This is a genomic window from Leptolyngbya sp. FACHB-711, assembly GCF_014695615.1.
Classification (GTDB): Bacteria; Cyanobacteriota; Cyanobacteriia; order Elainellales; family Elainellaceae; genus Leptolyngbya_A.
In genome coordinates this window covers 1-21334 of record NZ_JACJOR010000293.1, presented here as the reverse complement: position 1 = coordinate 21334, position 21334 = coordinate 1, and the positions used below count along the sequence as shown (strand labels likewise).

At 52.8% G+C, this 21334-nt stretch carries 18 protein-coding genes and 1 riboswitch; of the genes, 8 read left to right on the top strand and 10 right to left on the bottom strand.

The genetic code is table 11. From position 1 onward, the window contains the following. Together H6F80_RS11600 and H6F80_RS11595 are read right to left on the bottom strand one after the other, a co-directional pair. The coding region (locus tag H6F80_RS11600; RefSeq protein ID WP_518523561.1) for an NAD-dependent epimerase/dehydratase family protein at window positions 1–569 on the bottom strand (569 nt) is incomplete at its 3' end. Window positions 570–719: 150 nt separating this feature from the next. After that, window positions 720–2390, bottom strand: a complete 1671-nt coding sequence (locus tag H6F80_RS11595; RefSeq protein ID WP_190791708.1) for a hypothetical protein — start codon at window positions 2388–2390, stop codon at window positions 720–722. Between the two features lie 140 nt (window positions 2391–2530). Between H6F80_RS11595 and trpA the strand changes: the two genes are divergently transcribed. Together trpA and purB are read left to right on the top strand one after the other, a co-directional pair. Beyond that, window positions 2531–3334, top strand: coding sequence for a tryptophan synthase subunit alpha (gene trpA / locus H6F80_RS11590; protein ID WP_190791707.1), 804 nt, complete (start codon window positions 2531–2533; stop codon window positions 3332–3334). Between the two features lie 136 nt (window positions 3335–3470). Then, window positions 3471–4766 (top strand): adenylosuccinate lyase, encoded by a 1296-nt coding sequence (gene purB, locus H6F80_RS11585; protein WP_190791706.1) that lies wholly within the window; start codon window positions 3471–3473, stop codon window positions 4764–4766. 104 nt (window positions 4767–4870) lie between these two features. On the opposite strand, the gene H6F80_RS11580 is transcribed toward purB, so the two are convergent. Then, window positions 4871–5809: a GGDEF domain-containing response regulator gene (locus tag H6F80_RS11580; protein ID WP_199296518.1), complete on the bottom strand. Its 939-nt coding sequence runs from the start codon at window positions 5807–5809 to the stop codon at window positions 4871–4873. A gap of 496 nt (window positions 5810–6305) precedes the next feature. Here H6F80_RS11580 and alaS point away from each other — a divergent pair, with 496 nt between their 5' ends. The 4 genes from alaS to H6F80_RS11560 all read left to right on the top strand — a co-directional run bounded on the left by alaS (window position 6306) and on the right by H6F80_RS11560 (window position 12926). Then, the gene (alaS, locus tag H6F80_RS11575) at window positions 6306–8924 is read left to right on the top strand and encodes an alanine--tRNA ligase (protein WP_190791704.1); all 2619 of its coding nucleotides are present in this window, start codon (window positions 6306–6308) and stop codon (window positions 8922–8924) included. Window positions 8925–9314: 390 nt separating this feature from the next. Beyond that, complete coding sequence (locus tag H6F80_RS11570) at window positions 9315–10661, top strand: type IV pilus twitching motility protein PilT (protein WP_190791703.1); 1347 nt, start codon at window positions 9315–9317, stop codon at window positions 10659–10661. Window positions 10662–10749: 88 nt separating this feature from the next. Beyond that, window positions 10750–12126, top strand: coding sequence for a cytochrome P450 (locus H6F80_RS11565; protein ID WP_190791702.1), 1377 nt, complete (start codon window positions 10750–10752; stop codon window positions 12124–12126). 240 nt (window positions 12127–12366) lie between these two features. Further along, window positions 12367–12472, top strand: a riboswitch (Glutamine riboswitch). 37 nt (window positions 12473–12509) lie between these two features. Next, window positions 12510–12926 carry a DUF4278 domain-containing protein gene (locus H6F80_RS11560; protein WP_190791701.1) on the top strand — a complete coding sequence of 139 codons (417 nt, stop codon included), beginning with the start codon at window positions 12510–12512 and terminating at the stop codon, window positions 12924–12926. Between the two features lie 205 nt (window positions 12927–13131). Here the strand turns inward: H6F80_RS11560 and H6F80_RS11555 are convergent, their stop codons facing one another. Further along, on the bottom strand, window positions 13132–13755 hold the full coding sequence (locus H6F80_RS11555) for an NUDIX hydrolase (RefSeq protein ID WP_190791700.1): 624 nt from the start codon (window positions 13753–13755) through the stop codon (window positions 13132–13134). Window positions 13756–13772: 17 nt separating this feature from the next. Beyond that, the gene (locus H6F80_RS11550; RefSeq protein WP_190791699.1) at window positions 13773–14906 is read right to left on the bottom strand and encodes a cob(I)yrinic acid a,c-diamide adenosyltransferase; all 1134 of its coding nucleotides are present in this window, start codon (window positions 14904–14906) and stop codon (window positions 13773–13775) included. A 361-nt stretch (window positions 14907–15267) separates the two neighbouring features. Here H6F80_RS11550 and fraC point away from each other — a divergent pair, with 361 nt between their 5' ends. Further along, window positions 15268–15840 (top strand): filament integrity protein FraC, encoded by a 573-nt coding sequence (fraC, locus tag H6F80_RS11545; RefSeq protein WP_190791698.1) that lies wholly within the window; start codon window positions 15268–15270, stop codon window positions 15838–15840. Between the two features lie 103 nt (window positions 15841–15943). Then, window positions 15944–17002 carry a DUF5357 family protein gene (locus H6F80_RS11540; RefSeq protein WP_190791697.1) on the top strand — a complete coding sequence of 353 codons (1059 nt, stop codon included), beginning with the start codon at window positions 15944–15946 and terminating at the stop codon, window positions 17000–17002. A 4-nt stretch (window positions 17003–17006) separates the two neighbouring features. Here H6F80_RS11540 and H6F80_RS11535 read toward each other — a convergent pair whose 3' ends face one another. The 5 genes from H6F80_RS11535 to glgA all read right to left on the bottom strand — a co-directional run bounded on the left by H6F80_RS11535 (window position 17007) and on the right by glgA (window position 21267). Continuing rightward, window positions 17007–17501: a DUF427 domain-containing protein gene (locus H6F80_RS11535; protein ID WP_190791696.1), complete on the bottom strand. Its 495-nt coding sequence runs from the start codon at window positions 17499–17501 to the stop codon at window positions 17007–17009. 31 nt (window positions 17502–17532) lie between these two features. Continuing rightward, window positions 17533–18132: a YdeI/OmpD-associated family protein gene (locus H6F80_RS11530; RefSeq protein WP_190791695.1), complete on the bottom strand. Its 600-nt coding sequence runs from the start codon at window positions 18130–18132 to the stop codon at window positions 17533–17535. 16 nt (window positions 18133–18148) lie between these two features. After that, window positions 18149–19225, bottom strand: coding sequence for a SpoIID/LytB domain-containing protein (locus H6F80_RS11525; RefSeq protein ID WP_190791694.1), 1077 nt, complete (start codon window positions 19223–19225; stop codon window positions 18149–18151). 168 nt (window positions 19226–19393) lie between these two features. Next, a complete protein-coding gene (locus H6F80_RS11520) occupies window positions 19394–19753 on the bottom strand; it encodes a cupin domain-containing protein (RefSeq protein WP_190791693.1) in 360 nt (119 codons plus the stop codon). A 38-nt stretch (window positions 19754–19791) separates the two neighbouring features. Further along, window positions 19792–21267 (bottom strand): glycogen synthase GlgA, encoded by a 1476-nt coding sequence (gene glgA, locus H6F80_RS11515; protein ID WP_190791692.1) that lies wholly within the window; start codon window positions 21265–21267, stop codon window positions 19792–19794. Window positions 21268–21334 lie beyond the last annotated feature (67 nt).

Sequence of the window (21334 nt, the reverse complement as noted above, 5' to 3'; positions counted from 1 at the left end):
TGGGAATTTGCCAGGTCAAAGTTATCGTTGATGCCGTAAAGGTTGGTGGGCATAGCGGAGATAAAGTTAGCTCCGTACTGACGGCAGTAGTTTTCGCAGAGCTTCAGTCCGGCAATTTTGGCGATCGCATACGGTTCATTCGTCGGCTCCAGGAAGCCGGTCAGCAGATAGTCTTCGCGCATCGGCTGGGGGCAGAGTTTGGGATAAATGCAGGACGACCCCAGAAACAATAATTTCTTCACGCCTGACTGGTAAGCACTGTGAATCACGTTGGCTTCCAGCATCAGATTGTCATACAAAAACTCGGCGCGGTAGGTGTTATTTGCCCCAATGCCGCCCACCTTGGCAGCCGCCAGGAAAACGTATTCGGGACGCTCCTCCGCAAAAAAGGCTTCAACCTCGGTCTGTCGCCGCAAATCGAGTTCTCGACTTGTTTTCAGCAGCAGGTTGGTGAAGCCATTGGCTTGCAGCACCCGCACGATCGCACTTCCAACCAGTCCGTTGTGTCCGGCAACGTAGATTTTTGCGTCTTTATTCATCACATTCACGGCAGTTAGCGAGAGATTCACCTGGCAGTTTTCGTTCCAGTCAAAACTAACACAGCCTTTTATGCAAATCCGGAAATTGACCTGCATGTACTGACTGGGAAAGCCATGAACGGAAACTACAGCGCATCTCCAGAGTTCCCAGGGATTGCTGAAATCGCTCTTGGCTTATACCTAGATTTGATTGGCAATTGCCCCTGCCAGAGCTGCCGAAATGGCTCCCGTTGAGACCGTCAAAAACAGCCACCAAGCGGCAATCGTCGCTGCTTTTTGAGTCGCCTGAAGCTGCTCTTGGGTTTGTGTCTTGAGCGTGTCGGCAGTTGCTTGAAGGGTTTGCTGCACTTGCTCAATCTGCTGCATTGATCGATCGCGCAAATGATCGACCTGATCCACAACCGTTCGATTGAGATCTGCCATACCAGACTGATTCACCAGGCGATCGAGAGTTTGGCGAATGTGCAATGAGTCTATCCCGTCTTCGGGCAACAGGTCTTTTCCTCGCATCAGCGCCATTGCCAGCATCGCTAAACCTGTTCCGGCAGGAAGCTGATTGCCCACTTGCTGAAGCAGTTCGGGGAGTTGCTGCATTACCCGCTCAACGGCAGCATTGTCTGTGAAGGAGTTGGGAAGCTGTTCGGCTAGCGTCTTTAAAGCGGTCTCCGTAACCTGTTGAATCGCTGGATTGGATGCAGCAGAATGTTCACCAACACCGTTTCTTTCATTCTCTTCAATTCGATCCTCACGATCATCCTGATTCGATCGCCGGAATTCATTCCAGGTCTTCTCAATCTGATTCAAAATCTTTTCGCGCTGCTTTTCGCCCAGGTCTTCACGATCCATTAGCAAACGCATTGCTGTCGTTCGATCGACCTCAGGAATCAGGGCTAAATCAGGCAGGACAAATTGGGCAGCGTCCAGGATTTCTCGCAAGCGGCGATCGACTCGTTTCGCGGTCAGTCTATCCGTATGCTGAAGGAATTGAATAAGCTGCTGCTGAACGAGGGTCAGGGTCGAATCGGTTTTCGACAACTGCAAGGCTGTTTTTTCTTGAACAGTTTTTTCTTCCGCTTTTTCTTGGGCGGTTGGTTCTTGATAATGCAGTCCTGGAACCGCCGATTGCTCCGCAGTTTCCGCAAGCGTGAATCGTTGAAGCTCCGCTCGAATTAAAGACTGGAGCTGTTCTGGCTCAAAGGCTGCCTGAATTTCCTGACGAACCGTTGCCAGCATCTCAGTTTCGGTTACAGGGACGGGTTCCGCTGGGGTAAACAGCGCGCCGATCGGATGAATCAGTCGCCGAAATCCGCCCGTCGTGATGCTCAGCAGCGACCCAACAACAGAACTTACCGCCGTTGAGCTAAGCCAGATCAAAATCAGTAAATAGGCAGACCAGATCACAATCCCCTCGATCGCCCCAGTTATCGGACTTTGAGCCTGACTAAATCGCGCTGCTAAAAAACAGGCGGCAAACAAAACCGTATTCACCGTCAGCAAAACGCCAAAGCCTGCCCAAAATCCAAGCTGAACCCCAGAGGATTCCGCAGACGCTGGCTCACTCGCGATTTCTGGCTCTATGGCGTTGGATTCAGCAGAATTCAGTTCTAATTCCTGGCTGAGATCTTGCTCTAACTCCTGATGTGCAGCTCGATGAGCACTGGCTCGAATGGCTAAAACCGACATTCCGATCGCCACGCCTAAACTGGTCAGCAAAACCTGAAGCGCAAACGCGACCAGCAACCCAACAACGATCGCGGTTAAAAGCTGCGTCCAGACCGAACCGCCAAATAGGATTGTTTGACTGCCCTCAATCACGATCGCCACGCTCCACAGATCAAGCTTCCAGACCACCTTTCCATGCTAGCTAGTCTAAACGCGGGTGTCGTCTGGCAGAATGCAGATTTCAGCGTTCCTGATTCGCATTGCCGCCTTCTGACCACCACCCTGTAAAATAAAAAACGGTCAATCGGCAGGTTTGGGGTAGGTTCAGCATGGTTTCAATTTCAGACTGCATGGAGAAATTACGCGATCGAGGCGAATGTGCGCTGATTCCCTTTATTACCGCAGGCGATCCCGACCTGGACACCACCGCAAAAGCACTGCAAATTCTCGATCGCAGCGGAGCCGACTTGATTGAACTAGGCGTTCCTTACTCTGACCCGCTTGCTGATGGTCCTGTCATCCAGGCGGCAGCAACTCGTGCCCTGGCAAACGGAGTCCGGCTAGAGCAAGTGCTGGAGATGCTCAAAACTGTGCGTCCTCAGCTTCGGGCACCGATCGTCCTGTTTACCTACTACAACCCAATTTTGAATCGCGGCATTGCCAACTTCATGCATCAAGCAGCAGCGGCAGGCGCAAATGGACTGGTGATTCCCGATTTGCCGCTCGAAGAAGTCGATGAAGTCTTAAAAGCCGCCGCTGATGCCGGAATCGAAGTCACTTTGCTGGTCGCCCCCACCACGCCCAAAGACCGGATTGCCACGATCGCGGATCGCTGCCAGGGCTTTCTTTATCTGGTTAGCGTCACCGGCGTCACTGGAGTTCGCACCACAATCGAATCCCGGGTGCAGGAACTCTTAACCCAGCTTCGTGAAGTCACCGATAAGCCGATCGGAGTCGGGTTTGGCATCTCCCAGCCCGAACATGCCCGCCAGGTCATGGAATGGGGCGCAGATGCCGTGATCGTCGGCAGTGCCTTTGTCAAGCGCCTCAGCGAAGGCTCCCCCAAACAGGGTTTACAGGCGATCGAATCTTTTTGCCGCAGCTTAAAGCAAGTCATTAAAAATCGAGACTGATATTCTGTATCCTCATGCGGTAGAAATGGTGTTCGATCTCCCGATTCCCTCATCCCCTACCCATCCACCTTCAACAAAACCGATCGCCCCTTGCACGAGAGCAGTAAAATAGATCGGTCGCATTCTCCACAAAGCCTTGATAGAACGGTACACCCTGCCCGAAATGGGCGAAATTTGGACAGAAACCTACAAGCTCAAAACCTGGCTTCAGGTTGAAATCGCCGCCTGTGAAGCGCAGGCAGAGCTAGGCTACATTCCGGCAGAGGCAGTCGAGACGATCAAGGCAAAGGCAAATTTTGACCCAAAGCGCGTCCTCGAAATCGAAGCTGAGGTCAAGCATGACGTGATCGCCTTCCTGACGAACGTGAATGAATATGTTGGCGACGCAGGACGCTATATTCACCTGGGCATGACCAGTTCGGACGTGCTGGATACTGCACTTGCGCTTCAGTTGGTTGCCAGTTTGCAGATTATTCAGTGCCGCGTCGAGGATTTAATTCAGGCGATTCGCTATCAGGCACAGCAGCATCGCGATACGGTGATGATCGGTCGATCGCACGGCATTCATGCTGAACCGATTACGTTTGGCTTTAAGCTAGCGGGCTGGCTGGCAGAAATGCTGCGGCATCGCGATCGCCTCTCACAGCTTTATCCTCGGATAGCAGTAGGCAAAATTTCGGGCGCGGTCGGAACCTACGCCAACGTTGACCCGCAGGTAGAGGCGATCGCCTGTCAGAAACTTGGCCTGGAGCCTGATCCCGCTTCGACCCAGGTCGTTTCCCGCGATCGTCATGCGGAGTTTGTGCAGGTGCTGGCGCTGGTTGCCGCGTCGATCGAGCGATTTTCTGTTGAGATTCGCAACCTTCAGCGCACCGATGTGCTGGAAGTGGAAGAGTTTTTCTCAAAGGGACAGAAAGGCTCTTCTGCCATGCCCCACAAGCGCAACCCGATTCGATCGGAGCGGTTGACCGGAATGGCACGCATTATTCGGGGTCACGCTGTTGCCGCGCTGGAAAACGTCGCCCTCTGGCACGAGCGAGATATCTCTCACAGTTCGGTGGAGCGGGTGATGCTGCCCGACTGCTGCACTCTGATGCACTTTATGCTCATGGAAACGATCGATCTGGTGAAAAATCTGCTGGTCTACCCGGAGAATATGCAGCGCAACATGAACCGCTATGGCGGCGTAGTGTTTAGCCAGCGAGTTTTGCTTAAGCTGGTCGAAAAAGGCTTAAACCGGGAAGCTGCTTATGCGATCGTCCAGTCCTGCGCCCATACGGCCTGGAACACCGAAATCGGAAACTTTCATGCCCTGATTGCCCAGGATTCGCGGGTGACAGAGCATCTCTCGCCGGAAGAAATCGAGGAATGCTTTAATCCGCAGCACCATCTGCAAAACCTGAACACGGTCTATCAGCGATTGAATATTTAAATCGGGTGGTAAAAGTAGGGCAGTAAAAGTGGGGCAGTCATAAAGGTAAGGGCGGTTCGCAAGCCGTCCCTATAGGGGCTATCACACTGCTCCATTTTTTTGATTCAACTACTCACAACTCGATTGCGTCCCAGCGATTTAGCGCGAAGCAGGCGATCGTCTGCCCGTTGCAGCAGGCTAAGGCCTTTCGGATCATCTTCCGAATCCAGCGTAGCAGCTCCAATACTGACGGTGATCGTTAGATCCAGCGTGTCGTCGATCGCAAAGGGCTGAGCGTTGATGATTTGACAGATTCGGTTTGCAATCATGTCAGCTTCTTGGGCGCCCGTTTCGCTGAGGATAATCACAAATTCTTCGCCGCCATAGCGGAAGGGCGTATCGTAAAACCGCAGATTGTGCCGCAGCCGTGCTGCCAGGACTTTTAGAGCACGATCGCCAATTAAATGTCCATAGGTGTCGTTGATCGACTTGAAAAAATCTACATCCAGCATGATCAGGCTAATTAGCCCTCGGCGTTCGCGGGCGTTCTGGATCTGGCGCGGCAATTCCCATTCAAAAGCGCGGCGATTGTTCAGTTCCGTCAGCGGGTCGAGTAGGGCGATCGCCGACAGCACATCGTTAGCCCGAATTAGCTCTCGATAGTTTCGCACTTGCCGCAGTCCAACCTGAATTTGTGCCGTAATTAAAGAACGCCATCCGGCTTGCTGAGAAGTTTCCCGATTGAGCGGAATGTTCAGGTAAGCATCTGCTCCTGCGGCTAACGCTTCGGCTTGTTTTTTAGCGTAATGAACTGCCGCCTCGCCGTCAGCAGAATCGATCGTCATCTGGGAGACTGCATCAGAGCTATCCTCCAGCACAAAGCAATAAATCCAGGCAAGACGACTTTGCGATTTGAGCTGTTCACAGAGGGAAAGGCTTCCTGGCTGTCCGGCTTGGATTACGAGCAGATCGGGCTGCTGCGCCTGGATAAGCGGAAGTGCCTCCTGAGGATTTGGAGCAACTTCGATCGCAAACGCATTCAGCTCAGAAAGGAGACGAAGCAAGGCAAGTCGGAAAGCATCACTCCCAATTAAAAGTATTGAAGCGTCCATCCCTGAATCACGCGAAAACGCTAAAAAGTTTGGTAGGATGATGCACCCGTAACCTCCTAAATTCATACTGCACCACATTCCTCAGGTACGAATCCGGCTGCTGAAAACCCAAAATCTGATGCTTATTCCTGTTCCCAGCTTACTCCGGCTGAATCAGTGATACATTCGAGATTTTGCTAATTTCGAGGATTAACAAATCTTCATCCGGCTCGTTGAACCGCTCCAAACAAATGTTGAATCAACTGAATCAACGGGCGAGTGCCAGGAATGGAAAACTTTGCTGCTCAAGTTTTGCGAATGGGTTTTGCCCAATCAGCCGAACGGTATAGCTGAATGAGTCCAGCCGAATCATGTCACCGAATTGGTTTTGCCGAATTGGTTTTGCCGAATCGGGCAGGATGAATAAGAATAGAGATCTTGAAGTCTACACCACGGCGGTCGAAAGTCCATGTCCACTCCTCTTAGCGGCGCACAAATTCGGCAAACGTTTCTTAATTTTTATCAGGAGCGCGGACACCAGATCCTGCCCAGTGCCTCCCTGGTTCCAGAAGACCCGACTGTGCTGCTGACGATCGCCGGAATGCTGCCGTTTAAGCCCATTTTCCTGGGACAGCGCACCGCTGAGTTTCTCCGCGCCACCACGTCGCAAAAATGTATTCGCACCAACGATATTGAGAACGTGGGACGCACCGCCCGCCACCACACTTTCTTTGAGATGCTAGGCAACTTCAGCTTTGGCGACTACTTCAAGGAAAAGGCGATCGCTTGGGCATGGGAGCTTTCGACTCAGGTGTTTGGACTGCCGCCGGAACAGTTGGTGGTCAGCGTCTTCCGCGAAGATGACGAGGCTTATGCCATCTGGCGCGATCAGGTTGGCGTTCCGACTCAGCGCATTATCCGCATGGATGAAAAAGACAACTTCTGGGAATCGGGTCCGACGGGTCCCTGCGGTCCGTGCTCAGAGATTTACTACGACTTTCACCCAGAACAAGGCGATGAGGCGATCGATCTCGAAGACGACACCCGCTTCATCGAGTTCTACAACCTGGTGTTCATGCAGTACAACAAGGACATCCAGGGCAAACTCACCCCGCTTCAGGCGCAGAACATCGACACTGGACTGGGACTGGAGCGAATGGCACAGATTCTCCAGCGCGTTCCCAATAACTATGAAACCGATTTGATTTTCCCGATTATCAAAACGGCGGCTGAAATTGCGGGAATCGACTACGCCACAGCAGACGAAGAAACGAAAGTTTCCCTCAAGGTGATCGGCGATCATATCCGGGCAGTGGTTCACATGATCACAGATGGGATTAACGCATCGAACGAAGGACGGGGCTATGTGCTGCGGCGACTGATTCGGCGAGTGGTGCGACACGGCCGCTTGCTCGGGATCGATCGCGAATTCACAATCGACGTAGCAGAAACCGCGATCGCCCTGGCAGAATCCGCCTATCCGGGTGTGCGGCAGCGCGAAAAGTCGATCAAAGCTGAACTGCAATTGGAAGAAGCCCGGTTCCGCACCACGCTCGATCGCGGCGAAAAGCTTTTGGCAGATCTGATTGCCAAATCCACCGGCATAATTTCCGGCGAGGCTGCCTTTGTGCTATACGATACCTACGGTTTTCCGCTGGAGCTAACGCAGGAAGTCGCAGCCGAGAAAGGTTTAACGGTTGATGCGGCAGGCTTTGAAGCCGAAATGGAAAAACAGCGAAATCGATCGCGGGAAGCGCATGAAACGATCGATCTCACCGTGCAAGGTACGCTGGATACTTTGGCGGAGGATCTGCACGAAACCGAGTTTTTGGGCTATACAACATCAGCAAGTAAATCCACTGTGCGGCTTTTGCTGTTGGGCGGTCAGCCGATCGAAACGGCAACAGCGGGAACGGAAGTTCAAATCGTGCTGGATCAAACGCCGTTTTACGCAGAATCCGGCGGACAGATTGGTGATAAGGGCTACCTGACAAGCACAGATACCGTCATTCGCATTGAGGATGTCAAAAAAGACGGCGCGTTTTTTGTTCATTTCGGGCGCGTCGAGCGCGGCACGCTCAAGGCTGGTGATCTAGTAACCGCTCAAATCGATGTCTCCTGTCGGCGACGGGCACAGGCAAACCACACCGCAACCCATTTGCTGCAGGCTGCGCTGAAAAAGCTAGTGGATGACAATATCGGTCAGGCAGGATCGCTCGTCGCGTTCGATCGCCTCCGGTTTGACTTTAATCTGAATCGTCCAATTACGCCGGAGGAATTGCAGCAAATCGAAGAGCAGGTGAATAGCTGGATTGCAGACGGTCACGCAGCGCACGTTGAAACCATGCCGCTTGCAGAAGCGAAGGCAAAAGGCGCAACGGCAATGTTTGGCGAAAAGTACGGCGACGAAGTACGGGTGATCGACTTTCCGGGCGTGTCGATGGAGCTGTGCGGCGGTACTCACGTTGCAAATACGGCGGAAATTGGCTTGTTCAAAATTATTTCTGAGTCGGGTGTTGCAGCAGGAATTCGCCGAATCGAGGCGGTTGCTGGACCTGCGGTGCTGGAGTATCTCAACCTGCGCGATAAAGTGGTGCGGGATCTGAGCGATCGATTCAAAGTCAAGCCTGAGGAATTGCCCGATCGCGTCACTGCCCTGCAAACAGAACTCAGAACTACGCAAAAACAGCTCGATCAGCTCAAGTCCGAACTGGCTCTAGCAAAATCAGATCAGCTTTTGGGTCAGGCAGAAGCAATTGATGGATTTAAGCTGCTGGTGGCAGAACTGCCCGGAGTCGATGCCGAGGCACTGAAAACCGTAGCCGAACAGCTTCTTCAAAAACTTGGTGAAGGCGCGATCGTCCTGGGCTCGGCTCCCGAACCGAATAAAGTAAGCCTGGTGGCAGCTTTCAGCAAAGGCGTCAACGACAAAGGACTTCAGGCAGGCAAATTTGTGGGAGCGATTGCCAAAATCTGCGGGGGGGGCGGCGGCGGCAGACCCAACCTTGCTCAAGCAGGCGGACGCGATGCCAGCAAACTTCCCGAAGCTTTAGCAACTGCCCGTCAAGAGCTGAAGTCTGCGCTGTAATCGGTCAGAAAACCTTAAATCAGCCATCCTTCTTTTGGTGGGGTGGCTATTCTTTTGAACGGTTCTTAGAGGATCAGAAGATTAGCTTGCTTCCTATGCCTGCTTTCCAGGAATGACGATCGCCGCTGCTCATCCGCAAATAATCAGCAAAACCACAACAAAACGATCGCTCCTGATAAAAATGCGGCAACTTCTGGGCAAGCTAACGTGAAGTTTATTCAGAGAGCGGACGAGACTGGGCTGAAGGTTCTGCCGCCTGGAAAATTCCTTGAATCTGGCTGACTCCCTCTATAGAATGAGCTGAGGTCAGGATTTGGACTCACTTCGATTTCAGCTCGATCCGGCATCTCGGATGATCTTTACGGCTCTGCTCTTTACGGCAAGTGGTTTATGACTGAAGCACAACGTCCATTCACCCCGCCTTCTGCTCCGCGTGTGCCGCCGCCGCCCCCGCCCCGTCCTGCTGCCCCGCCTGCTCAGCCCCATCTTCAACCGCCTGCTGAAGCGACACAGCAAATTCCCGCGCAGACCATGCCGCTGCCGCCTGCCAATCCTGCCGCGCCCGGAATGCCTCAAGCCCGTCCTGTAGCTCCGCCTCCTCCTAACCAGCCGCCCCGTGTCCCGCCTGCGCCACCGCCAGGTATGAAAGGAGCAACCCGCAGCAAACTGGCTCCCGGACAGCCTACCCTGGCGCAAATCGTACGGGAAGCGTTTGACAAAGGCTTTTCGGATATTCATGCCGGCGTGGGAGAGTCGCCGCGCTTCCGCAACCGGGGTGAAATCGACAAAACAGACTATCCCGTTACGGATCAGGAAACCTTCTTTAGCTGGCTGAAAGAGATTCTCAGCGACGAAGAAATTCAGCGATTTCAGAACACGCTCGACTTTGACGGCGCAACCCAGTACGAGTTTGCCCGCGTCCGAATTAACATTTTCGATTCGCTGCGCGGTCCGTCAATGGTGATGCGTCTGATTCCGCTCAAGATTCTGACGATCGATCAGTTAAACCTGCCGCCTGTATTCCGCGACGTTTGCCACTATCACAAAGGGTTGATCCTAATCACAGGACCAACCGGATCGGGTAAATCAACGACGATGGCGGCAATGATCGACTACATCAATTCTGAGATGCCCAAAAACATCATCACCATCGAAGACCCGGTGGAATTTGTGCATCAAAGCAAACGATCGCTCATTAAGCAGCGCGAAGTCGGCATTCATACCCACCAGTTTGATACCGCTCTGAAAGCTTCGCTGCGGGAAGACCCGGATCTGATTTTGATCGGAGAAATGCGCGACAAGGAAACCGTCAACACTGCGCTAAAAGCAGCCCAAACCGGACACCTGGTGATGGGAACGCTGCACACGAACAGTGCCGTGAAGACGATCGAGCGGATTCTCAACCTGTACGAACCTGATCAGCAGGCTCCGATGCGAATTGCGATCGCCGAATCTCTGGTTGCCGTCATCGCGCAAGGACTGTGCCGCACTACGGACGGAAAACGCGCCGCCTTTCACGACATCATGATCAACACCGACGCGATTAAGGACTACATTCGTCGGGGCGAAATTGATGAAATCGAGGCAATTATTCCGCGCTGTACGTTTGACGGGATGTGCTCGATGAATCAGTCGCTCTACAAACTGTACGAAGCCGGGCGAATCACCGAAGAGACTGCCCTGGAACACTCGCCGAAACCCAATGAAATGGCGCAAATCCTGCGCGGACGGGTGTAGCGCAAATAACGATCCTCTGAAACCAGGGCGATCGTCATTTGAGGGGGTGGCATGATGGAGAGGCAGAGCATTCCCAACAGAAACACCAATGACTTTGCCTCCCGGCCCCACCACTCCCCGCGTTGTGCGAATGATTCGGCTGATCACGCAGCCGCTTGACTATCTGGAAGCGTACTATCGCGCTTACGGAGATATTTTTGCAGTGGGCTGGCAAAAGCCGCCTGCCGCCGTGTATGTGAATCATCCAGAAGGCATTCAGCAGATTTTTACTGCTAGTCCTGCGCTATTTCAGGCGGGTTCTGGAGGGGCAGTGCTGCGCGATTTGCTGGGAGATTCTTCGGTGCTGCTGCTGAATGGCGATCGTCATACCCATCAGCGCAAACTCTTGATGCCTCCGTTTCATGGCGATCGGCTCAAGGCATACAGCAAACTGATTTGTCAGATTACCGAAGAAGTTGCTGCATCCTTGCACAGCAGGCAGTCTTTTCAAGTACGACCCCTGATGCAGGAAATCACACTGCGCGTTATTTTGCAGGCAGTATTTGGCTTACAGTCGGGTGAGCGATTCGATCGGCTAAGGGTATTGCTGAATGAACTGCTGGAATCGCTAGGTTCTCCGATCGGGGCGGCATTGCTGTTCTTTCCGGCTCTGCGGCAGAACTGGGGACGCTGGACACCCTGGGGCAAATTTTTGTGGCTCAAGCAGCAGGTCGATCGCCTGTTGTATGACGAAATCCACGATCGCCGGAAAAATCCTGACCTCACCCGGACCGACGTTCTGACGCTGCTGCTCTCTGCCCGCGACGAAGCCGGACAGCCAATGAGCGACACGGAACTGCGTGACGAACTGATTACGCTGCTACTGGCAGGACACGAAACGACGGCTTCCGCACTCACCTGGGCACTCTATTGGATTCATTCACTGCCGGACGTGGAACGCAACCTGCGATCGCAACTCCAATCCCTCCATGGGGATGACCTGGGGGATGACCCGGAGCAGATCGGTCGTTTGCCCTATCTCACTGCCCTTTGTCAGGAAACGCTGCGGCTCTATCCCGTCGCCTTAACTGCCGGAGTGCGGATACTGAAGGCTCCTTATAAAATCATGGGCTACGAGCTGCCTGCGGGAACGGCGCTGTTTCCCTGTACCTACCTGGTGCATCACAACGAGGCAATCTATCCACAGTCCAAGCAGTTTCGCCCAGAGCGGTTTCTGGAGCGATCGTTTTCCTCGTCTGAGTTTTTGCCCTTTGGCGGCGGACACCGCTACTGCATCGGCGCAGCACTGGCACTGCTGGAAATGAAGCTAGTTCTCGCGACGCTGCTGCAAGGGCGGAGGTTTGAGCTGCCGCCTCAAAAAGCGATCGAGCCTGTGCGCCGGGGGTTGACGCTTGCGCCTCCGGGTCATTTCAGACTGCGCGTTCAGAACTTGGTCGATCTTGAACGAGAAGTTTTGATTCGGTGAGACAAATTAATTCTTCCGGGGAACCGTACCTACAAAAAGGTATTTGATGGGATAGCCCTATGTGGGCTGTTTGCCCTATTGTTAACTTGATTTTGGTGACGATCGCTACAGGAGTGAACACTCCGCGAAGCATAGGTCTTGAGGTAGAGAAGGTAAAGAAAAATCATTCTTTTGTTAAATCTCCTGAAATTGTTTTTCTTAGAGCCAAAGGGTAAAATAAGATACAGAAATAAATTTGAAAACGTTCATCTCCAGCGATACTGCTCACCCTACCCTCAACCCGTAGGGAAATCGCGAGAGACGGAAGTAGGGTCAATGACACATCAGTGACTTGAAGGAACGCGCCTATTTCACGAAACCTGAGCAGTTTTAGGAGTAAATATATGAGACTTTCCTATCGTGGTACCGAGTACGAGCCTGAGCTAAGCACGGTTGAGACGATCGATCGGGGCGTGATGGGTCAGTATCGCGGACAAGCTTATAGCGTTCGTTATCCCAGACATATTCCGGCTCAGCCTGTGCATACGCTCAACTACCGCAGCGTCACCTATGCCACGATGCCTGACGGAAGCCACATGAGTGTTCCGGGTCGTTTGCGGACGAATGACTTGCCCGTGCGGTGGGCATGTGACACGGCTTCGATTGGTTCGAGCTTTCATCGTGTCCAGCGCGACGAGATGGAGAACGTCCATCGGCAAAACATTCAGCGTCGATTAGTGCAGCGGATTCAAGCCGCAAAACAGCGAGGCGATCAGCAATTGCTTCAGCAGCTTGAACGCGAGATGAATCTGTTTGTCTAATGAATTGATCTCTCGTTGAAAGGGGGCAAAGGGGCAAAATCCCGATCCCTCTTTCAGCTGGATCATTACATTAGCTTAATTCATTGGATTAGAGATTAGATTTCTCTATTTTCTAAATATGTCTCTCCGCTTTCGGGTAGTGTCGGAAATCAGTCCAGACCTGCCCGTTTTTATTGCGTCTTTTCCCAAACATTTATCAAAATCGTTAATCAAAATCGGTTGGCAGGTCAGGCTGTGTCTCGTGCTGAAATAGCCGATCGATTTGCGAAGGCACAACTCGACTCAGCGACAGTTCCGGGATTTGGTCGGGCGCAAAGAAATCAACTGCTTCGGTTTCTATACTGGGTGTCGGGCTGCCGCCGATCAGCTCACAGCGAAAAAACAGCTTGTAAATTTGCACGGGAAGGGGCGGGTGTCCGTGGCGCGGATGGTCACGATCGTACAGAGCCAGCAATTTTGTGGCTTTCGTCTGATAACCCGACTCCTCAAACACTTCCCGCTCGATCGCCAAGCTGGGAGGCTCACCCACATCTACCCAGCCACCGGGCAGCGTCCAGCCGCCGTCCGATCGCTCTTTCACCAGCAAAATTTTCCCATCTTGAAACACAGCTCCTCGCGCATCGACTTTTGGTGTCGCATAGCCCCGCTCATGCCGAAAAAAATTCAGCACCTTTTCGGGTTCGGTGTCTGTATAAGCTGCCATCATCTCCGCTGTAATTTGCTGAATCTGCCGATAGCGATCGACATCATAGGGATTTTCGGTGTAGGTCAGCCCGTTTTGGGCGAGTGCCTGAAGCCTGCGCCCCCACTCTAACCACTGAGTATTCATTTCTCAAAATCATCCTGCTAGAAATCTACGCCCCGCTTCAGATCCACACCTTTTTCTGCATAATGCTTGTGGTTAAACACCTCCGAGTGTGTACTGGCAAAGTCAAAATAGTCCGGCGGATGTTTGCAGCGTCCGGTGATAACGACTTCCGTGTCGCGTGGCTTTCGCAAAAGTGCCTGAACGATCGGCTGTTGGGGCAATAGCTCTAGATCAACGGTGGGGTTCAGCTCATCTAGAATAATGGTTTTATATAAACCTGAGGCGATCGCTGCCCGGGCAATTTCCCAGCCTCGCTCCGCTTCTACATAATCTAATTCCTGCTGCTGTCCGCGCCAGACGATCGCATCTCGCCCGCATCGCTGATGATCGACCAGATTGGGGTAGATTTGGCGCAGTGCCGCAATTGCTGCATCTTCGGTATAGCCAGAGCCGCCTTTGAGCCACTGCATAATCAGCACCCGGTGAGATTTGTCCTGACTGATGCCTTTGCCGATCGCTTGCAGAGCCTTTCCTAACGCACTTGTAGATTTGCCTTTGCCCGAGCCCGTATAAATTTCGATGCCTTCGATGCCGTGGGCAACGGCGTTAGCATGCAGATGTGCCCGCATCTCGGAATGGAGATCCGCAATATCGAGCAATGCTTGCGGTGCGCCTCGTCCGGTCGCGATAATCTCCAGCTCCTCTGGCTTGCGCTTCAGCGTTTGCACCACTTCATCCACAGGTAGCAATCCCAGATCCAGCACTGGATTTAGCTCATCCAGCACCACCACGGAATACAGCCCCGAAGCGATCGCCCCCTTTGCCACATCCCAGCCGCGCTGTGCCTCCATCCGATCGAAGCGCGTAATATCATCCGACCCAAAAAACTCGGCTCGACCCGTCCGCACCTGATCGATCAAATGGGGAAAGCCTCGCCGCAGTGCCTCGATCGCCGCGTCTTCGTCGTAGGTGCGTCCTGGTCCCTTCAGAAATCGCAGCAGCAAGACTCGAGTTTGATTGCCCGTGTGAATGCCCAGCCCGATCGATCGCAGCACCACCCCCAGAGCCGCCTGCGATTTCCCTTTGCCAACCCCGTCATAAATATGAATCTGCCCTGCCAGTCGTTCTGATCGCGTTTGGGCAGTCCGAATCCCAATTCCAGTCCTTGTCATGACTTTAAGATGGTTCTTGTACCTTGGATTTTAACGAAGCTCTAGAAGTTCAGCCTGACCCGAGTGAAACTTTTTAGCACGAGCCAGCTAACCCTCTCGCCAAAAAGTGATTCCCTGAAGAGTCTCTCAAACTGCCCTTTCCCCTGATACTCTAAAACTCTATATATAGCGTCCTATGAAATATACATCGAATTCACACTCTACTAGTTGATTTATTCGCACTTCATCAAACTTCCGAGTCTAAACTCCTAGCCTCAAACTTTTCTCCGCAAATTAGCCTGTAATCGATGCAATAGGCCTCCCGCACGAACCGAAGCTCCCCTCACTCATCTACCCCTTCATCCCTCCATCCCCCTCTCCCATGCCCTCTGTCCTCCCCCTCCGAGCGATCGCCCTGCAAATCCTATTTCTGCTGATTGCGATCGCGATCGAATCCTCTATCCTGTATCGGCAGCTTAAGATTACGCCGCGAGAAGGGGTGCAGTACGCAGCCACTCTGAACCTCCTGTCCACAGTGATGGGATGGATTGTGATCTTTATCGTTTTGAATACTGGAGTAGGAGGGCAGATCAGGCGCAGTTTAGATGTGGAGATTGCCCTGATCAGTCTGGTGCTGTTCAATCAGGCAGTTTCGGTGGGCAGCAATGTGGTTGGTGTTCTGGTTCTGGGGGCACTTGCAGCGTTTCCTGCCAGCTTTGCCGTCAAGCAGTTTGGTTTAGTGCTGCTGAAATGGGTGCTTGATCCCAGCCTCGCCGAAGCCAAGCCGCTGCCCCAACCGGAAGTGCGATCGGTGATGCGAAATCCGCGAGAAGTTGTGCGTAAGGAAGCTTCTTCGCCAGTTCTGGCTGTTTTTCTAGCGAATTTGCTGAGCTATGGGGCGATCGTGCTCGTGTTGCTGCTGCTCATTTTTATTCAGGGGGGAATCGCGCTATAGCGGCGATCGGCACAAAGCGCAATGCTCAAGGAATTGGGTTAGCTCGGTTGGAGTCCTGTTCTAAGTCGGGGGTTTCAGTGAACGCAATCGCGGGGATCTTTGCATGATCGACTTTTTTCAGTTCTTGTTTGGGTTGAGCCTGTTTCGCAACCTGCGTGAGTCCTTGACAGAGCAGTTCAAGCAGACTCAGAGAAGCATTCGCCAGATCAAGCCTTTTTCCTGGCAAACCACGCTACTGCTCAGCCTGCTGTCGTGGCTGGTGTATTTGCTGCTGCAAGATGAGATGGCAAAGCGGTTTGTTTCCTTTTTTGGCTGGGTCTTTCTGATCCTGGGGGTGGATTGGGCATTGGTTAAGCGGAAGCTCACAGTTCCCATTCTTGGACTGCAATTTCGCTACGCGCCCTGGGTTACGGGAGCAATTCTCACGATCGCCCTCTACACCAATCGGCTACTGATCCTGGATCTTGCCAGTGCATTGACCAGCTATCCCATCTTTTCTGCCTTACTGGCGAGTATTCCAAAGTTTATCCATCCGGGTCCCACGTTTCGTCCACCCCATCGGGCTGGAAGGCAGGATATCGTAATTGTGCTGCTGCTGGGAAGCCTGTATAGCTGCTGGTTTCAGCTTTACTTTGATATGCAAAATTTACTGGATCAATACCCCAGCCTGCTGGCAGACGACATGAGCCGCAGTCGTTTTGTGGTGCAGCTAGAGTCCGATCCACCGCTAACCAACGGGATTCAAATCCTGAATGTGGCAGAAGCCAACGTGCGAGAGACGCTGAACGGGCTTTCGACCTGGGTTGCGGTGCAGCAACAGCTCAGTAATATTCAAGCTGAAGTCCCTCGAATTGCGACGCTCGCCCGCTCCGAAATCTACGGCAGCCCGCCCAGAAGCAGAGAATATCGGCTGTGGCGACTGAATGCCCAGAGTTTCCCTGATCCTTTACAGCCCGGTTCCCTTTTGCTTCAGCTCCAGGCCCTCTGGTATGGTCCTAGCTCAGATGGCAAAGGCTATATTTTGCAGCGATCGTGCCAGGTTCAGCCAGCAGGCAGCCAGATTCCCATTGCTCAGGCTCCGGGAACCCAGTCTACGGTGTATCAGATGCAGTGTGGAGCGATCGAGTCTTCGCTACCCGCCGTGTTGCCTCAGGAAAACTGAACTTCTACCAGCCCCAGCTTCCCAATCCACCCTTAAACGGACCCACAATATCTTTAGTGATCCAGCCGCCGTAAAAGTCTCCGGGCTGGGTTGTTACCTGCTCATCGTCTATAAAGCAGGCATCCATCCGACTGGGATAAAAAGCAACATAGTGCTGAATTCCCGCAAAAGACGGAGTAGGGTTGGCATAAAACCAGGCAGCATTCTCAGCCGTTCGATCGCCCACTTGAATCGTGTAGTACCCAGCTTGCCCCTTCCACTCACAGAAGGTCGATCGTCTTTCCTGCGTCAGGTACTCCATCTGAATATCTTCCGGGGGAATGTAGTACACAGGCGGATGGCTCGTTTCCAGGACGCGCTTTGCCCGATGGGTATCGGCGATCGTTACGCCGTTAAACACCACCTGAATATGCTTTGCCGAATCCTCTAGTCGCGGCGGACGGGGATAGTCCCACACCGATTCTTGTCCGGGCTGAGGAATAATGCGATCGATGGTCACAGTGGCTCCGTTGTTTGCTTGATCTGCTGTATCACTCCTTCGATCGTGCCAGAGGATTTCGATTTTGGGCAGCCGCCTTGATAGTTTGCTGAATCCGATTCGATCGAGTTTCGGGACGCCTCGCGCTGCCAATCCACGACAGGATGTTCTTTTTGACTGAATTGCTAAATGCCTGAAAATTCTGCTGCGCCGCTTGATCTACCACAAGTGCCTGCTCCAGATCGATTGGAATGACTAACGCCTCAATCTCATCGAGCGCATTCCAGGAGCCGTCTTGCTGAGCGGCAATGATTTTTGCCATGCCTGCTTCGGTCATCAAGCCCTGCTCGATCAAATTGGCGACGTATTGTTTATTCAGCTTTGACCAGACGCTTCCCGGTTTGCGCGGCGTGAAAATCTGACGATAGCGATCGTCGTCCAGCGTTTGCACTTTGCTGTCAATCCAGCCAAAACAAAGGGCTTCCTGCACGGCTTCAGGGTAGCGGATGCTCGGTTTGCCGCTTCCGACTTTGTAATAGAGAAGCCAGATGCCGATCGCCGTTTGATGATGTTCTGCTAACCACTGCCGCCATGCCAGGCGATCGATCGCTTCAACGATTTCAAGTTGGTCTTCAAATCTTGTCTGCTTCATTGAGCTTCATTGGGCTTCATTGCTGATCCATCAAAATCTGCCCGATGCCCGTGCCTGGATAGTAGCGGCTGAGAATTTGCTGGTGAGAATAGCCCTGTTCTGCCAAATCCAGCGCACCGAGCTGACTCATGCCCTTTCCCTGAAACGCTTCCATCACAATGTCATCCGATGCGGCATAAAGCGACTCCACCACGCCACCCCGATAGCTGACAAACTGACCGCTCGTTTCATCAACTGCTTGACTCGTCCGGTCTGCCTCTCGCTCAATGCCACGATAAACCTGATAATATTCCGTTGCGCCTAGGTCAAACAGTCCGCTCATGGGCTTGTAATAATAGGTCAACGCATAGGAGCGGGCGGCGATCGCCTGTGCCTTCAGAGCTTCCATGTCCCAGCTTGGTGAAACTTCACTGCCAACGACGCTGTGCAAATACTGCCGCATATTCACCTGATTCACTGCCCACAGTTTGCCGCCATCCACGGCTAAGATGAGATGCCCGTGATAGGTGCGCTCATTGAGGGTAAACAGTCCATCGGGCGGCAGGGAAATCATTACAATTCCCGGAAACGCTTTGCCATTGATGCGGATGCCGTCTCCCCCAACTTCCACACTGTAGGATTGGTTCGCGGCAAAATGACCGATCGCCTGTCCTTCTGGATTTAGCGCATCGGTAGCAGTTGAAAAGCTTACCGTGAGTGCCGGAACTTTCTCTCCGATCGCCACTTTCATTTCGATAAAGGAATCAACGGGCGCAGAGGATTGAAGAAGTTCTTGTTTCGCTTTCTCGTTGAGGGCACGTTCTTCCGGGGTGAGAGCAGAAGGGTCAATGGGCTGAGGGGCTGGAGATGGGGATGGGGTAGATAGGGGGATGGGTGAGGGTGCAGGAGCGGGGAGACTGGAGGAGAGTTTACCGGGAATTTGATTGAGGGAGGTGGAGGCTTGGAGGGGAGTTGGAGATGATTTCGCAAAGGCAACGAGGGTCAGGGCAATGATTCCGCCGATTGTTAAGCTCGCCCCGATCAGATAGGGGGGCTGAGTGAAGCGTTTGAGCCGATCCTTGGTTTGGGTAACGGATGTTGGGTCGATCGTCATAATTTCTGTCTGGTCTGAGGAAATTGTGTCAGCACCAGTGGCTTTTAACCGCGTGATTTAAAGGGCTGCAAGCTGCTCTTGAGATTTCATGTCCCTGCTGGCAATGTGCAAAACCAAGTGCTTCTGCATCGAGAAAATTTGCAATTGCCAAAACTTTCACCGAAGATTTTAAATCTGCTCTAGCACTGCAACCGTTCGATCGCTTTGCACATTCCCCGTATTCAGCGTGGCGGTAGGTTCAAACAGCAGCACATGAACTTCCTCAAGGGCAATCGGCAAATGCTCGACCCCTCTGGGAACGATGAAAAATTCGCCCTCATTCAGCATCACATCGCGATTGCGCAGCCGCATCGTGAGCTGACCTTTCAGCACCAGGAAAAGCTCGTCCTCATGGTCGTGGTGATGCCAGACAAACTCCCCTTTGAGCTTGACCAGCCTCACCTGCTGCCCATTAAGTTCCCCGACAATTTTGGGACTCCAATAGTCTGTAAAGGAGCTGAGTTTTTCAGTCAAATTGACCTTTTCCATCGCTGCGGGTTCCCGATAAAGATCAAGCCCAGCCTAGCTTACTTGTGGCGAATCAGTTCATAAATTGCCAGGTAATCTTCGCCCGGATGGTTCCAGGAGAAGTCATAAGCCATGCCCTGAAGCTGAAGCTTCTCGAGCTCTTCAGGGTAGTATCGCCACAGCCCGATCGCCCGATCGATTGCGGACTCCAGTGCTGGATAGTCCATCTGGTAAAACACATAGCCGTTGCGCTCTTCGGGGGGATGGGTTTCGTCGTAATCGCGATCGAACACGGTGTTCACCAAGCCGCCTACCCCTCGGACGATCGGCACGGTGCCGTACCTCAAGCCGATCATTTGCGTCAGTCCGCAGGGTTCAAAGTTGCTCGGCACGACGATAAAGTCGGCTCCGGCATAAATCAGGTGAGACAGTTCCTCGTTGAAGCCAAGTTCCAGATGAATGTCGGGGTTGTCGTTGAGGAAGCTTTTCTCGTGCTGGAAGTGGGCATTAATTCCGGCTTCGGTAGCTGACCCCAGCAGCACAAACTGAGCATTCCGCAGCATCGCGTGATAAATGGCGTGGTGAACCAGATGCACGCCTTTTTGCTCATCGAGTCGTCCGATAAAGGCGATCAGGGGCTTGTCTTCGTGCTGAAGCAGCAGCCGATCGCGCAGAGCTTTTTTGTTTTTTTGCTTGTCGGGCAGGGTTTCCGGCGTGAAGTGGTGAGGAATAAAACGATCGACTTCGGGGTTCCACACATCGTAATCAATGCCGTTGAGAATGCCGCCAAACTTGCCTTCGTGCAGGTGAATGGTGTGTCCCAACCCGTAGCCAAATTCGCCGTAGTGAGCTTCCCAGGCGTGATGGGGGGAGACGGTATTTACGAAGTTGGAATAGACGATGCCGCCCTTCATGAAGTTGATCGCAAAGGGGTTGAAGTTGTCTTGCAGGCGATCGTACTGGAAGTAGTATTCGGGGCGGTTCAGTCCAGTTGCGGTAAGAACCTGTTCGCCGCCGTGTCCCTGGTGCTTAAAGTTGTGAATGGTGTAGCAAACGCGCTGAAACTCCAGTCCGTGATGCTTATAAATTTCATACAGCATAACGGGGACGAGTCCGGTCTGCCAGTCATGGCAGTGCAAAATGTCCGGTCGCTTGTTAGTAATCAGCAAAAACTCCAGCGCCGCCTTGCTGAAGAAGGCAAACCGCATGTTGTCGTCATCGCAGCCGTAATAGGTGCGGCGATTAAAGAAAAAGTCTTCCGAGTGAGGATCGATAAAGAAGCAAAGCCGCCCCTGTACCCAGCCGCAAAAGACATCGCACTTGATACTCGCGCCGTACCAGGGCACGTTGAGATCCCGGTATGCCTCGTGCCAGCCCCAAATCTGGTCGTACCGCATACAGTCGTACTTAGGCAGGATGATCTCAACGGCATGACCCCGAATCTCCAGCTCACGGCTCAGCCCGTACACCACATCGCCTAACCCGCCTGCTTTAATGACCGGGGCGCATTCCGAGGCAATTTGTACGATGTACATCCCTTTTCCTCACCAGGTAGAAATAACTTGGTAATAACTTAACAAAAATATATTTATACGTTTTTGG

Bases quoted from the DNA above. Each gene is read 5' to 3' on its own strand.
- H6F80_RS11570 (WP_190791703.1), top strand. From the start codon at position 9,315: ATGACTGAAGCACAACGTCCATTCACCCCGCCTTCTGCTCCGCGTGTG.
- fraC (WP_190791698.1), top strand. From the start codon at position 15,268: ATGCCCTCTGTCCTCCCCCTCCGAGCGATCGCCCTGCAAATCCTATTT.
- H6F80_RS11550 (WP_190791699.1), bottom strand. From the start codon at position 14,906: ATGACAAGGACTGGAATTGGGATTCGGACTGCCCAAACGCGATCAGAA.
- H6F80_RS11540 (WP_190791697.1), top strand. From the start codon at position 15,944: ATGATCGACTTTTTTCAGTTCTTGTTTGGGTTGAGCCTGTTTCGCAAC.
- H6F80_RS11525 (WP_190791694.1), bottom strand. From the start codon at position 19,225: ATGACGATCGACCCAACATCCGTTACCCAAACCAAGGATCGGCTCAAA.
- H6F80_RS11565 (WP_190791702.1), top strand. From the start codon at position 10,750: ATGACTTTGCCTCCCGGCCCCACCACTCCCCGCGTTGTGCGAATGATT.
- H6F80_RS11520 (WP_190791693.1), bottom strand. From the start codon at position 19,753: ATGGAAAAGGTCAATTTGACTGAAAAACTCAGCTCCTTTACAGACTAT.
- trpA (WP_190791707.1), top strand. From the start codon at position 2,531: ATGGTTTCAATTTCAGACTGCATGGAGAAATTACGCGATCGAGGCGAA.
- glgA (WP_190791692.1), bottom strand. From the start codon at position 21,267: ATGTACATCGTACAAATTGCCTCGGAATGCGCCCCGGTCATTAAAGCA.
- H6F80_RS11555 (WP_190791700.1), bottom strand. From the start codon at position 13,755: ATGAATACTCAGTGGTTAGAGTGGGGGCGCAGGCTTCAGGCACTCGCC.
- alaS (WP_190791704.1), top strand. From the start codon at position 6,306: ATGTCCACTCCTCTTAGCGGCGCACAAATTCGGCAAACGTTTCTTAAT.
- H6F80_RS11530 (WP_190791695.1), bottom strand. From the start codon at position 18,132: ATGAAGCAGACAAGATTTGAAGACCAACTTGAAATCGTTGAAGCGATC.
- H6F80_RS11560 (WP_190791701.1), top strand. From the start codon at position 12,510: ATGAGACTTTCCTATCGTGGTACCGAGTACGAGCCTGAGCTAAGCACG.